At 70.1% G+C, this 12,624-nt stretch carries 13 protein-coding genes; all 13 read left to right on the forward strand.

The window, feature by feature from the left end; translation table 11 throughout:
• Positions 1–24: 24 nt before the first annotated feature.
• The 13 genes from ACOKR1_RS19540 (at position 25) to ACOKR1_RS19600 (ending at position 12,614) form a co-directional block, all read left to right on the forward strand.
• Positions 25–1,065, forward strand: a complete 1,041-nt coding sequence (locus ACOKR1_RS19540) for a LacI family DNA-binding transcriptional regulator (RefSeq protein WP_422934543.1) — start codon at positions 25–27, stop codon at positions 1,063–1,065.
• A 216-nt stretch (positions 1,066–1,281) separates the two neighbouring features.
• Positions 1,282–2,304 carry a D-erythronate dehydrogenase gene (gene denD / locus ACOKR1_RS19545; RefSeq protein ID WP_422934544.1) on the forward strand — a complete coding sequence of 341 codons (1,023 nt, stop codon included), beginning with the start codon at positions 1,282–1,284 and terminating at the stop codon, positions 2,302–2,304.
• Entirely contained in the window at positions 2,301–2,816 is a 516-nt protein-coding gene (locus ACOKR1_RS19550) for a MaoC/PaaZ C-terminal domain-containing protein (RefSeq protein ID WP_422934545.1), read from the forward strand. The genes denD and ACOKR1_RS19550 overlap by 4 nt, the downstream gene beginning before the upstream one ends.
• Positions 2,813–3,604, forward strand: coding sequence for an SDR family NAD(P)-dependent oxidoreductase (locus ACOKR1_RS19555; protein ID WP_422934546.1), 792 nt, complete (start codon positions 2,813–2,815; stop codon positions 3,602–3,604). Before ACOKR1_RS19550 ends, ACOKR1_RS19555 begins: the two co-directional genes overlap by 4 nt.
• The gene (locus tag ACOKR1_RS19560; protein ID WP_422934547.1) at positions 3,601–5,208 is read left to right on the forward strand and encodes an acyl CoA:acetate/3-ketoacid CoA transferase; all 1,608 of its coding nucleotides are present in this window, start codon (positions 3,601–3,603) and stop codon (positions 5,206–5,208) included. The genes ACOKR1_RS19555 and ACOKR1_RS19560 overlap by 4 nt, the downstream gene beginning before the upstream one ends.
• The gene (locus ACOKR1_RS19565) at positions 5,205–6,458 is read left to right on the forward strand and encodes a CaiB/BaiF CoA transferase family protein (RefSeq protein ID WP_422934548.1); all 1,254 of its coding nucleotides are present in this window, start codon (positions 5,205–5,207) and stop codon (positions 6,456–6,458) included. The genes ACOKR1_RS19560 and ACOKR1_RS19565 overlap by 4 nt, the downstream gene beginning before the upstream one ends.
• 72 nt (positions 6,459–6,530) lie before the next feature.
• Positions 6,531–7,709: a DUF993 family protein gene (locus ACOKR1_RS19570; RefSeq protein ID WP_422934549.1), complete on the forward strand. Its 1,179-nt coding sequence runs from the start codon at positions 6,531–6,533 to the stop codon at positions 7,707–7,709.
• A 59-nt stretch (positions 7,710–7,768) separates the two neighbouring features.
• Positions 7,769–9,079, forward strand: a complete 1,311-nt coding sequence (locus ACOKR1_RS19575; protein WP_422934550.1) for an MFS transporter — start codon at positions 7,769–7,771, stop codon at positions 9,077–9,079.
• Positions 9,080–9,322: 243 nt separating this feature from the next.
• Positions 9,323–9,850 carry a DoxX family protein gene (locus ACOKR1_RS19580; RefSeq protein ID WP_422934551.1) on the forward strand — a complete coding sequence of 176 codons (528 nt, stop codon included), beginning with the start codon at positions 9,323–9,325 and terminating at the stop codon, positions 9,848–9,850.
• Position 9,851: 1 nt separating this feature from the next.
• On the forward strand, positions 9,852–10,199 hold the full coding sequence (locus ACOKR1_RS19585; RefSeq protein WP_422934552.1) for an Rv1678 family membrane protein: 348 nt from the start codon (positions 9,852–9,854) through the stop codon (positions 10,197–10,199).
• Positions 10,196–11,311, forward strand: coding sequence for a permease (locus ACOKR1_RS19590; RefSeq protein WP_422934553.1), 1,116 nt, complete (start codon positions 10,196–10,198; stop codon positions 11,309–11,311). The genes ACOKR1_RS19585 and ACOKR1_RS19590 overlap by 4 nt, the downstream gene beginning before the upstream one ends.
• Positions 11,308–11,592 (forward strand): sulfurtransferase TusA family protein, encoded by a 285-nt coding sequence (locus ACOKR1_RS19595; RefSeq protein WP_422934554.1) that lies wholly within the window; start codon positions 11,308–11,310, stop codon positions 11,590–11,592. Before ACOKR1_RS19590 ends, ACOKR1_RS19595 begins: the two co-directional genes overlap by 4 nt.
• A 2-nt stretch (positions 11,593–11,594) precedes the next feature.
• Complete coding sequence (locus tag ACOKR1_RS19600; RefSeq protein ID WP_422934555.1) at positions 11,595–12,614, forward strand: radical SAM protein; 1,020 nt, start codon at positions 11,595–11,597, stop codon at positions 12,612–12,614.
• Positions 12,615–12,624 lie beyond the last annotated feature (10 nt).

The following is a 12,624-nucleotide window of genomic DNA, read 5'->3' on the forward strand; positions in this document are numbered from 1 at the left end:
GCAAATCGAGGGTGGTGTTGTTCGTTGGCTGGTGTCACGCTTCAGACGATTGCCGACCAGGTCGGCGTCTCGCGCATGACCGTGTCCAATGCCTATTCGCGTCCCGACCAGCTCTCCCCCGCCCTCCGGGAGAAGATCCTGAAGGTTGGCGAGCGCCTCGGGTACAGCGGCCCGGACCCCGCAGCACGCGCGCTCAAGCGCGGAAGCACCGGAGCCTTCGGGCTGCTGCTCCCCGCGTCACTCCCCTCCGCCTTCAAGATGCAGGTCAGGACCGAGTTCCTCGCCGCCGTGGCCGCCGAGCTTGCCTCGACCGGCATGGCTATGACCCTGCTTCCTGCTACGAGCTCCGGCGAGGTCATCCCGGCGCGCGACGTGGCCGTCGACGGCGTAGTGGTGTACGGATGCGATCCGCGGTCCACGGCACTCCAGCTGGTGCGCGACCGGGGGATCCCCCTCGTGTACGTCGACCAAGAACCTGACCCCAGCGTCGAGAGCGTGAACATCGACGACTACGGCGGTGCGTTCGCCGCTGCGGCCCACCTGACGGAGCTGGGCCACCGCCGCATCGGGATCCTGACGTTCCGCACCGAGGCAGGGGCGCCGCCGCGCTTCATCGAAAGCGAGCGCGAGCGGGGGTGGACGACGGCGCTCACCACGGCGGGAGTCACTCCCGTGGTGGCGACGGCGCTCGGCGACGGCGCGGACGACGGACTGGCCGTGGCACGGCGGCTGCTCGAGGAGAATCCCGACCTTACCGGGGTCCTGTGCTTCTCGGACATCATCGCCGGTTCGGCCCTCGCAGCGGCGGCGGCCCTCGGGCGGCGAGTGCCCGAGGATCTCTCGGTCGTCGGCTTCGACGATGACTCCTCTGCCCGCCTCCTCCGCCCTGCCCTGACCACCATCCGCCAGGACGTAGCGCTCAAGGGGCGGACGGCAGCGGCAGCGATCACGGCGGCCGTTCGGCGCCGGGGCAAGCCTGCGCGGGCCAAGCACACCGTGCTGCCCGCCCACCTTGTCATCCGCTCGAGCACCGCCCCGGCACCGGCGTCGTCGCACGTTCTATAGCCTTGCCAGCCCAGCCTGCGCTGGGTGTCACTCGGTGAACGCGCCTGGGGTGAAGAAGTGTCCGCGGAGGCCCGTGGCACGCGCGGAGGGCGCTGCCGACCCTCGACCTGGGCTATTGACTCGCGCAGGGTATTGACTCGCTGATCCTCTTGCCGTGATACTCATTGCAGTTTCTTTATCGATACAGAAGCTAAATCACGTTGGGAGGACACCCTCATGGAGAGAGGAACGGACAGCGCGCCGCTGCGCGTCGTGATCACGGGGGGTTCCGGATTTCTCGGATCGCTTCTAGCCCGACGCGTGCTTGGGGCCAAGTCCCTCTCGATCGGCGGCAAGGTGGGCGTACTCGCGGAACTGACGCTCCTCGACCTTGTTCCGCCGTCGGCAGACCTCGGCGCCGATCCTCGCGTCAGCGCGGTCTCAGGCGAGCTCGTTGACGCTCTCGCCGGCCTCGAGCCCATGGACTGCATCATGCACCTCGCAGGCGTAGTGAGTGGCGCCGCCGAGGCAGACTTTGACCTCGGCATGCGCACCAACATCGACGCGACGAGGGCGCTCCTTGAGTGCGCACGCCGGCTCCCGACGGCACCTGTCCTCGTGTTCGCGAGCTCGCTCGCCGTCTTCGGCAGCGATCCCGCGGTTGGCCCGGTCGGGGAAGTCCACGACGACACCCTGCCCCGCCCGCAGTCGAGCTACGGCATCCAGAAGTTCATCGGCGAACAGCTCGTGGCCGACTACACCCGCAAGGGCTTCGTCCGAGGCCGGAGCGTGCGGCTCATGACGGTATCGGTGAGGCCCGGCAAGCCGAACGCGGCCGCCTCAAGCTTCCTCTCCGGGATCATCAGGGAGCCACTCGCTGGGCTTCCCGCGACGTGTCCGGTGCCGCCGGACACCGAGATTGCGCTCTCCTCACCGCAGCGCACCATCGACGGCATCCTCGGCGCCGCGGAGGTCGACGACGTCGCTTGGGGCAGTCGGACGGCAATGAACCTGCCCGCCCTCACGACGACGCCCCGAGAGATGGCGGCGGCCCTCGACAGAGTCACCGGTAAACCGCTCAGCGACCTCATCGAGTGGACCGAGGACCCGTCGGTTGGCGCGATCGTCGGCAGCTGGCCCGCGAAGTTCCGAACAGACCGGGCAACCGCCCTCGGCCTCGAGCCCGAATCGTCCTTCGACGACATCGTCCGCGCCTACATCACCAACCGCGTCACCGAAGACCTAGGAGTACCCCGATGAGCAGCCCGCTCGGCTACACGTACAGCGACCTCCACGTGGGCCTGCAGTTCCGCAGCCCCGGCAGGACCATCACGGACGCCGATCTGGTCGGCTTCGCGGGCCTGACGGGCGACTTCTCGGAACTGCACACCTCCGACGTGTACGCGCAGTCGAGCCAGTTCGGCCGCCGCGTGGCCCACGGCATGCTCGGCCTCGCCTACGCCCACGGCCTCATGTGGGCCCGGACGGGCGAGCTCCGCCAGACGGCCATCGCCTTCCTCGGGATCAGCGACTGGCGGTTCGTCGCGCCGATCTTCGTCGGAGACACGATCTTCGTGGACTACGTCATCGTGGAGCTCCGCGACAGCCGTTCGAAGCCCGACCAGGCGATCGCGACGTTCGACGTCCGGCTCGTCAACCAGCGCGGCGACGTCCTCCAGCGCGGCAAGAAGGCCCTCCTGTGTTCGAAGGCCCCGCTCGCCGCGGTCGCCGCGAGCCAAGCCGCCGAGCTCCCGGAAGGAGCGGCCCGGTGAGCGGGCGCTTCGAAGGCCGCGTCGCCGTCGTCACCGGCGCCGGGCAGGGAATCGGCGCGGCGGTGGCCCGCCGGCTCGCGTCCGAGGACGCACGCGTCCTTGTCACGGATCGTCGCCTCTCGCAGGCCCAGGAGGTCGCGAGCTCGATCGGGCCCTCCGCCGTCGCAGCCGAGGTCGACGTGCTCGACGCCCAGAGCGTCGCACAGATCCCCGAGCGGGCCCGCGAGGCCTTCGGAAGAGCGTTCGACCTCCTGGTCTGCAACGCCGGGATCCAGACGTTCCAGCGCGGCATCGACCTCCCGCAGGACGAATGGGACGCCGTGCTCGACGTCAACGCCCGCGGTCTGCTCTTCTGTCTGCAGACCGCCGGCCGCTCGATGGAGGAGGCCCAGCCGGGCTCCCAAGGGGCGCCCGCCGTCGTCGCGATGGCCTCGATCCAAGGGCGGCTCCCCGGCCCCTACTACCCGCACTACTCGGCGTCGAAGGCCGCGGCCCTGAGCCTCGTGAAGTCGTTCGCCACCGAGCTGGCCCCCCGCGGGATCCGCGTCAACGCCGTCGCCCCGGGGATCGTGGACACCGAGATCTGGCAGCGCGCAGACGCCGCGCTCTCCGCGCTCAAGGGAGAGCAGCCCGGGGCCGCCCGCGCGAGCCGCGTCGCCGCGGTGCCCCTCAAGCGCACTGGAACGCCGGAGGATGTAGCCGCGGCCGTGTCCTTCCTCCTCTCGGACGACGCCTCCTACATCACGGGCGAATGCCTGCACGTGTGCGGCGGGGACGTGATGCTGTGAGCCGCTCCGACCTGGTCCTCCGCCTCGATGACGCGGCGGCCCTCGTCCCCGACGAGGCGACGGTCGTCGTCGGCGGAAGCGGCTCGCTCCTGCAGGTCCCGGAGGCGCTCCTGGCCGCCGTCGAACGCCGGTACCGCCGGACCGCGGCGCCGCGCGGACTCACCGTGGTCCACGTCATGGGCCTAGGCGACCACACCGGCCGCGGGACCGACCACCTCGCGATCCCCGGCCTCGTACGCCGCTTCGTCGGCTCGCACTTCGTGCTGAGCCCCCGCCAGCAGCGCATGATTGCCGACGGCGACGTGGAAGCCTTCGCGCTGCCTGCCGGCACGATCTCGCTCCTGTACCGGGAGATCGCCGCGGGCCGGCCGGGACTCACCACGGACATCGGACTCGACACCCACGTCGACCCGCGCCGGGACGGCGGCCGCCTCAACGACGCGACCCACGGATCGCTCTCCGAGGTGGTCGAACTCGGCGGCCGCGAATGGCTCCACTACCCGGCGTTCGACGTCGACGTCGCGCTCCTGCGCGCTTCGGTCGCGGACGAGGACGGGAACCTGTCGATGGAGGACGAGGCCGCGTTCAGCGACAACCTCGCGATCGCGCAGGCCGCGCACAATTCGGGCGGCGTGGTCATCGCCGAGGTGAAGAGGATCGTGCCGCGGGGCACGCTGCCCGGTGCGCACGTGCGGGTGCCCGGCGTGCTCGTGGACAACGTGGTCGTCACCGACTACCCGAAGCAGACCCCGGTCACCGACCTGGACCCCTCTCGGACCGGCATGCGGCCTCCCCGGGGCGGCGCTGTGCTCCCCATCGCGCTGGACCACCGCAAGGTCGTGGCCCGCCGCGCCACGATGGAGCTGACCCACGGCGCCCTGGCAAACCTCGGCGTGGGCATGGCCAACGGCGTCTCCCACGTGGTCCACGAGGAGGGCCTCATCGACGAGGTCACCTTCACGGTCGAGCAAGGCATCTACGGCGGGGTCCCGGGCATAGGCCTGGACTCCGGGACGGCGGTCGACCCGACGGCGATCATCGACATGAGCGCCCAGTTCGACCTGTACGACGGCGGCGCCCTCGACTTCGCGGGGCTCGCCTTCGCCCAGGTGGACCGGCACGGCAACGTCAACGTCACGAAGGCGGGATCGACGGTCATCGGCCCTGGCGGCTTCATCGACATCTCCCAGAAGGCCCGGACCGTGGTCTTCTGCGGCACCTTCACCGGCGGCGGCCTGAGGACCCTCGTCGGGGACGGGCAGCTCGAGATCGTCCAGGAGGGCCGCTACCCGAAGTTCGTGGGCGATGTCGACGCCGTGAGCTTCTCGGCCGCGAGGGCGCTGCGGGACGGCCAGCGCGTGGTCTACGTCACCGAAAGGGCCGTGTTCGAGCTCCGGCCAGAGGGGCTCACGCTGACCGAGACCGCGCCCGGCGTCGACGTCGAGCGCGACGTCTTCGGCCTCCTGCCGTTCCATCCCCACGTGGACGCGGGCCTTGGCGAGATGGACCCGCGGATCTTCCGCCCCGAGCCCCTCGGCATGGCCCTGCGCCCGGCCCAGCACAAGCCGCGCACCCCACGACCACGAAGGATGGCACTCCGATGACGGATGCGTTCGAAAGCATCAGGATCCTGGACCTCACCCAGCTCGAGCAGGGACCCAGCGCCACCCAGGTCCTCGCGGACTTCGGCGCCGACGTCATCAAGATCGAGCGCATCGGCACCGGGGAGATCGGCCGCCGCCAGTTCCCCACGCTCGACGGCGGGTACTCGCCGCACTGGTCTGCCACGAACCGCAACAAGCGCTCGCTCTCGGTCGACCTCAAGAACCCGGCAGGCCGCCAGCTCATCCTCGACCTGGCCAAGGACGCCGACATCGTCGCGAGCAACTTCCGCCCCGGCGTCATGGACAAGCTCGGGCTCGGCTGGGACGACCTCTCCGCGGTCAACCCCCGCATCATCGTCGCGTACGCCTCCGGCTACGGACAGACCGGCCCCTACGCCCAGCAGCGAGGACAGGACCTCGCGGCGCAGGCGATCTCCGGGCTCATGGCCCTGACCGGTTCCACCGGCGGGGCGCCCACCCCGTCCGGGACGTTCATGATCGACTATCTGGCCTCGATGCAGTTCGCCCAGGGGATGATGATCGCCCTCGCCGCGCGCGAGCGGACGGGTCGGGGCCAGGTCGTGGACAGCTGCCTGCTCAACGCCGCCGTGGCGTCGCACCTGCAGGAGGGCACGACCTTCCTCACGCACGGCCAGGAGTACCCGCGGCCGACGGCGGGCATCGCCCACGCGCACAACACCGCCTTGTACGGCACCTACGAGTGCAAGGACGGGAAGTGGCTCACCCTCATCGGGGAGTTCTACATCCCGCGGCCCTGGCAGCAGTGCGCGACCGCCCTCGGCCTGCCCGAGGACGTGGTCCACGACCCGCGGTTCCAGACCAATGAAGGCCTCCTCGCCCACACCGAGGAAACCACCCGGCTCATCCGCGAGGCGAGCCTGTGCTTCGTCCGCGACGAGCTCATGGAGCGCTACACCGCCGAGGACGTCCTCGCGGCACCCGTGAACGAGTACCGCGAGGTCTTCGAAGACCCCCAGGTGCTGCACAACGAGATGGTGCTCGATGCCGAGATCCCCGGCGTCGGTCCCGTCAAGTTCGTCGGCATGCCCGTCAAGCTCTCCGACACCCCCGGGCGCCTACGGCTGCTGCCGCCCACGCTCGGCGAGCACAACGACGCGGTCCTCACCCAGGCCGGTCTCGACGAAGGCGCGATTGCGCGCCTCAAGGCCGCCGGCGTCGTCGGACGCGAACGCGACCGCCAGCAGGCCGGCGCCGAGCCAGCCTGGTGACCCACCCCCTCACCCAACGCTCGCCCCCAGACCCACGCCCGCCTCAGAGTCCCTTTCACGGAAAGCGAACCCATGACCACCACCCCCCTGAGCACGACCCTCCGGATCCCCACCGCGGACCGCTCGCTCATCACCCACACGATGCGCGAGCCGGCGGTCTTCGAGCCTCACCCCGCCCCGTTCCGCTCCCGCTCCGTGTACGCGGCAGCCCACGTCGTCGTCGACGTCCGCGGCGACTACCAGCCCGGCGTCCAGGCCCCCATCGACTGGGAATCGACCATCGCCTTCCGCAAGCACCTCTTCAGCTACGGGATCGGTATCGCCGAGGCCATGGACACCTCCGAGCGCGGAGAGCTGGGCCTTGACTGGGCGCAGGCGAAGGAGCTCATCCGCTACGGGAACGACGCCGCCCGCGAGGTCGGCGGCGCCATCGTCTCCGGCGCCGGCACGGACCAGCTCGCCACGGCCAACCCATCCCTTGAGGAGATCGTCGAGGCCTACATCGAGCAGGTCGAATACGTCGAGTCCTGCGGCAGCGCCGCCGTGCTGCGCGCCTCGCACGCGCTCGTCGGGGCGGCGAAGAACGAGGACGACTACCTCGAGGTCTACCGCCGTGTGCTCGCCAAGGCCACCAAGCCCGTCATCGTGCACTGGCTCGGCACGGTCTTCGACCCGAGCCTGCGCGGCTACTGGGGGCACGAGGACCTCCGCGAGGCCATGCGCGTTGTCCTGACGCTGCTCGACGCGAACCCAGCGAAGATCCGCGGCGTGAAGTTCAGCCTCCTTGACGACCCCTTCGAGCAGGAGTTCCGCGCCCTCGTCCCCGCCGGGGTCGAGGTCTTCACCGGCGACGACTACGGCTACACCGACCTCCTCCTCGGCGACGGGAAGACCCACTCCCACGGCCTCCTCGGCGTGCTCGACCCGATCGGCCCGATCGCCTCCCAGGCGTTCGCTGCCCTCGACGCCGAGAACGAGGACCGCTTCCGCGACGTCATGAACAGCACGATCCCGTTCGCGGTCAAGATGTTCGAGCCGCCCGCGGACCGCTACAAGACCGGCACGGTCTTCATCGCCTGGCTGTCGGGGCACCAGAGCCACTTCCGCCAGGTCAGCGGCCGCGAAGGATTCCGCTCGATCCAGCACCTCACCGACCTGTTCGTCGGCGCCGACGCACTCGGCCTCTTCCCCGACCCCGACCTCGCAGCGCACCGCATGAGGACACTCCTCGCCGTCTCCGGCATCGAGTAACCACCAACCAAGGAAACGAAAGGACCAGAGCAATGGCGCTCCCCCGCGACAATGACACCATGGAACTCACCGAGTCCACTCCGACCCCCCTGACCGAGTCCGGCGTCCGCCGGGTCGTGCTCGCCGGGGGCATCGGAACCCTCATCGAGTACTACGACTACGCCCTCTACGGCTATGTCTCGACGATCATCGCCCCGCTGTTCTTCCCCGGCCACGACCCGGTCGCCGCACTACTGTCCACGCTCGCGGTGTTCGCGCTCTCCTACGTGATCCGACCGCTCGGGGGCATCGTGTTCGGCTGGGTCGGAGACCGCTACGGCCGGCGCAAGGCACTGCTCATCACGATCATCGGCATCGGCCTCGCGAACACCGCCGTCGGCCTCCTGCCCACGTATTCGCTGGTGGGCCTCCTCGCCCCCGCGCTGCTCCTCGTGGTCCGGCTCGCGCAGGGCTTCTTCGCCGGAGGCGAGGTCGGCGGTGCAGCGACGGTCATCGCGGAGAACGCCCCCGCGGGCAAGCGGGCGCGCTACGGAGCCTGGGTGCCCATGGGCACGAACGGCGGCTTCGCGATCGCCTCCGGGGCGATCGGCCTCATCGCCGGCATGCTCAGCGATGCCCAGATGAGCGGCTGGGGCTGGCGGATCCCCTTCCTCATCGGCCTCCCGCTGACCATCATCTGCTACCTGGTCCGCCGCAGCCTCCCCAACATCGACCGCGAGGTCAAGCACGCCGGCAAGCACGCCTTCCCGCTGGTCTCGGCCCTGCGCTCCTACCCGATCCCGCTCCTGAAGGCGATCGGCATCGGCATCGCCGTGCAGGGAGGCGCCTACATCGGCTCCACCTTCATCGCCATCTACCTCGTCGCGAACCTGCACTACCCGAGCCGGGCCGTGTACTGGATCACCGCGGGCGTCACCGTGTTCGCCGTGCTGCTCATGCCCCTCACCGGCCGCCTCGCGGACAAGATCGGCGTCTGGCCCGTCGCGCTCATCGGCATCATCGGCTACGGCGTCCTCACCTACCCCGCGCTGGCCCTCATGAACCTCGGCAGCATCGTCCTCGCGACAGCCGCCTACGCACTCATCATGATCAACATGTCGTTCCTCCAGGTGGCCTCCTTCACGCTCACACCCCGCCTGTTCCCCGACGACGTCCGCTACACCGGCACCGCCCTCGCGACGAACCTCTCGGTCCTGATCGCCGGCGGAACCGCGCCCTTCGTCGCCTCGCTCCTGGTCAACGTCACCGGGGACCTCCGCTCGCCGTACTACTTCGTCGTCGCCGCGTGCGTCGTTGGCCTGATCGCCCTCACAGCACTCCGCCGGGACAAGGCGGTCGCCCACGCGCACGCCCCAGCTGAAATCCGCTGACGGAACGTCGGGTCGTCTCTGAGATCGGCACGAGGCTCCCGACGACGCACGACGGCGGTGGGCTGGCGTATCTTGCCAGCCCACCGCCGTCGCGGTTCGTCACGGGGCCCGTGAGGGAGACCGCGACGACCGGCCGAAGGCACACGTCACCACTCTGTAATCCCTGAACCTTGCTGGCGATCCGGGCTCCGGATGAAATGTCAGGAGCCCGCGATTCACGCGTGGCAGAAAGGGAGGGAAGCCGTGACAGCGTCTCCTTCGCCCCCGGCGGCGGCGCTGCCCGCCGATCGCGTGACCCGCGCCGCGCTCGCGATCGCGCGAGTGCTCGCCGGGCTCCTGTGGATTCAGAACCTCTCGTGGAAAGCACCGACGGGGCCGAATTTCGGCGGGCTGCACGAGTGGACGGAAAACGCCGTCGATCACCCGGTTTTCGGTCCGTGGGCCTGGACGGTCGAGCACATCGTCCTTCCCAACTTCGCCGCCTTCGCCTGGATGACCCTCATCGTCGAGACGTGCCTCGGCGCGTTCCTCCTCGTGGGCTTGGCCACGAGGTTCTGGGCGGTCGTCGGGCTCGCCCAGACCGCTGCGATCACGCTGTCCGCGCTGAATACGCCCGGCGAATGGTTCTGGTCGTACGTGCTGATGTTCGCCTTGCATCTGGCCATTCTGGGCGCCGCCGCGGGCCGCACCTTCGGCCTCGACGGGGTGCTGCGTCCCGGGTGGCGGACTCAGCGCGGCAGCGTCGCCAAACTGCTCACGGTGGTGTCCTGACGTGGGGCGCGCAACGATCACTCTTGGAATCGCCGCGGCCGCCTCGACCCTCACGGCGCTGCCCCTCGGGAAGCTGCAGATGGAAAGCCTGTCCGGGGTGGGCTTCCTCGCGGTGCTGGTCCTGGCCGCGGCCACGGTGTTCGCGGGAATCCTCCGCCTCAGGCCGCTGGCTTTAGCGTCCGGACTCGGATTCCTCGGCGTGGCGCTCTTCGAGCTCGTGCAGCTTGCGGCAACCGATGCCAACGCGCTGGGCGGGTCCCTTTCGACGGTTTCGATGCAGTTCGCCTTCGGGCTGGGCGTGATCGCCGTCGCGGCCGAGACAAGAAAGGCAAGTGGAGCGCGCTCATGAACGAGATGACAGCAGGCATTGAGCCTCAGGACTTCGGGCAGCTCGACGAGGAGCTCACCCCGGATGCGGCACGCCGCCGCCGGCGCAGGGTGCTCGTGGGAACGCTCGTCACGGCGGGCGTGGCCGTCGCTGCGATCGCCTGGGCCAAGTGGTACCCCTACGCCCTCAAGCTCCCGGTCGTGGCAGGCAGCCACTCGTTGGGGAACTCCATCCTTTCCGGCAAGGCGAGCGCACCGCCGTCGCCCTCGTGGAACGCGGCGGTCGACTACACGCTCGGCTACCTCGCGTCGATCTGGCAGGCGCTCGTAGCCGGCCTGCTCGTGGCCGCGGCGGTCGAAGCATTTCTCCCGGCCCGCCGCCTGCTCGCGCTGTTCCAGGCGAGGCGAGGCACGGCGGCGAGCACGGTCTGCGGTGGCCTCCTGTCGATGTCCTCCATGATGTGCACGTGCTGCGCGGCCCCGGTCGCGCTGAGCATTCGGCGCAGAGGGGTCCCGGTCAGCTCCGCGCTCGCGTATTGGCTCGGCAACCCCGTGCTCAACCCGGCGGCCTTGGCCTTCATGGCCTTCGTGCTCCCGTGGCAGTTCCTCGCCGTCCGGGTCGGAACCGGCGTGGTCCTCGTCTTCGGGGTCACGCTGCTCGTGGGCCGCCTCGCCAAGGGCAAGACCGTGGCCAGCCCGGCCGACGAGCCCGTCGAGGCCGCCACCGCGGCCGGCGCGGCGCTCCGGTTCGTCAAGGCGTTGGCTCGGCTCGCCGTGCGGCTCCTGCCGGAGTACGCCGTCGTCGTCCTGCTCCTGGGCGGCTTCCGCGGCTGGCTGTTTCCCGCGGGCGGAACTCTGGCGTCGTGGGGCCTCCTCGCCGCCGTGCTGCTCGCCGTCGTCGGGACCCTCTTCGTGATCCCCACGGCCGCGGAGATCCCGATCATCGGTGGCCTCATGGCCGCCGGGATCGGCATGGGCCCGCTGGGCGCCTTGGTGCTCACCCTGCCGGCCCTGAGCCTGCCCTCGATGCTCATGGTCCGGCGGGCCTTCCCTGGCCGCGTCATCGTCGCCACGGGATTGGCGGTCATGGCCCTCGGGCTCGTGGGCGCGGTCGCGATGGAGGTGCTGGCGTGAGGGACGCGGGCGTGACGGGCTCTGTCCTGAGGGGCTCCGGCGCGAGCATTCAACCCGCCGCCGTGTGCGACGGGGGCCCGCTCGACTGCGGCGGCGGACTCCTCATCGCCATCCGGCGGGCGCTCGGCCACCTCGCCCCAGGGCAGGTCCTCGAGATCCGCAGCGAGGCGGCGTCCGTCGCCGTCGATCTCCCGGCGTGGTGCGAGATCGCGGGCCACACCCTCGAAAACAAGGCGAACCACGGCATCAGCACGAGCTACTTCGTCCGGAAGGCGGGCTGACCATGACGGTCATTGAGGCGGACGCTGTGCTCGACGCGCTCGGCACGGACTTCGGCAACGGCCTCCTGCTCCGGCTCCACGAGGCGCTGAATGCGCTACCCGGCGAGGCGGTCCTCGAGGTCCGCGACCCGGCTCCCTCCGTGCGGGAGGACCTCGCGGCGTGGTGCGTGCTGACCGGCAATACCCTCGTGGGCCCGCTCCTGGTGCGCAAGGGAGCAGTGGAGGCCGAGCCGGACGCGCCGCCGCTGGGCAGCCGCCTGTGGCTGTACAGCAACTTCGACTGCAACCTCGCGTGCACCTACTGCTGCGCCGAATCGTCGCCGCATGCGTTGTCGCGGCGCCTTTCGGTCGACGTCGTCCGTGCGGCCGTGCGCGAATTCGCCGCCGAGGGCGGCTCCGAGGTCTTCGTCACGGGCGGCGAGCCGTTCATGCACCCGGACCTCGGCGAGATCGCCGAGGCGGTTGCCGAAGACCTGCCGCTCACGATCCTCACGAACGGCATGATCTATCACCGCGGCACCCGCCGGGCCACGCTCGAGGCGCTCGACAGGGAGCGGGTCACTCTGCAGATTTCGCTCGACTCGGCGAGCCCGGCCCTGCACGACCGCTTCCGCGGGGCCGGATCCTTCGCGCGCGCCCTCGCGGGCATCGAACTCGCGAGATCGCTCGGCTTCCGCGTGCGCGTCGCGGCAACGGTCGATCCCGCGGACGCCGACGACGTCGGGGGGCTGCGTGAGCTGCTGACCGGCGAAGGAATCCGCGACGGCGACCTCGTGGTCCGGCGCGTCGCGAGGCAGGGCTTCTCCACGGGCGGCGTCGTGCTCGCGCGCGACGACCTCGCGCCGGAGCCGACCGTGGCGGCCGACGGCGTATGGTGGCATCCGGTGGGCATCACCGATCCGACGTTCAAAGTCCGCGATTCCCCGCTCCCGATCCGGGCCGCCCTCGACGAGATCGCGCGAATCCTCGGCGAAGCGGAGACTGAACGTGAGCACATCAGGCATGCGTTCCGCTGTGCCTGAAGCTACTGGC

Source organism: Sinomonas sp. P47F7 (genome assembly GCF_049332655.1).
Lineage (GTDB): Bacteria > Actinomycetota > Actinomycetes > Actinomycetales > Micrococcaceae > Sinomonas.

Coding starts and splice junctions, on each gene's coding strand:
- denD (WP_422934544.1), top strand. CDS start 1,282: ATGGAGAGAGGAACGGACAGCGCGCCGCTGCGCGTCGTGATCACGGGG.
- ACOKR1_RS19550 (WP_422934545.1), top strand. CDS start 2,301: ATGAGCAGCCCGCTCGGCTACACGTACAGCGACCTCCACGTGGGCCTG.
- ACOKR1_RS19565 (WP_422934548.1), top strand. CDS start 5,205: ATGACGGATGCGTTCGAAAGCATCAGGATCCTGGACCTCACCCAGCTC.
- ACOKR1_RS19570 (WP_422934549.1), top strand. CDS start 6,531: ATGACCACCACCCCCCTGAGCACGACCCTCCGGATCCCCACCGCGGAC.
- ACOKR1_RS19575 (WP_422934550.1), top strand. CDS start 7,769: ATGGAACTCACCGAGTCCACTCCGACCCCCCTGACCGAGTCCGGCGTC.
- ACOKR1_RS19590 (WP_422934553.1), top strand. CDS start 10,196: ATGAACGAGATGACAGCAGGCATTGAGCCTCAGGACTTCGGGCAGCTC.
- ACOKR1_RS19600 (WP_422934555.1), top strand. CDS start 11,595: ATGACGGTCATTGAGGCGGACGCTGTGCTCGACGCGCTCGGCACGGAC.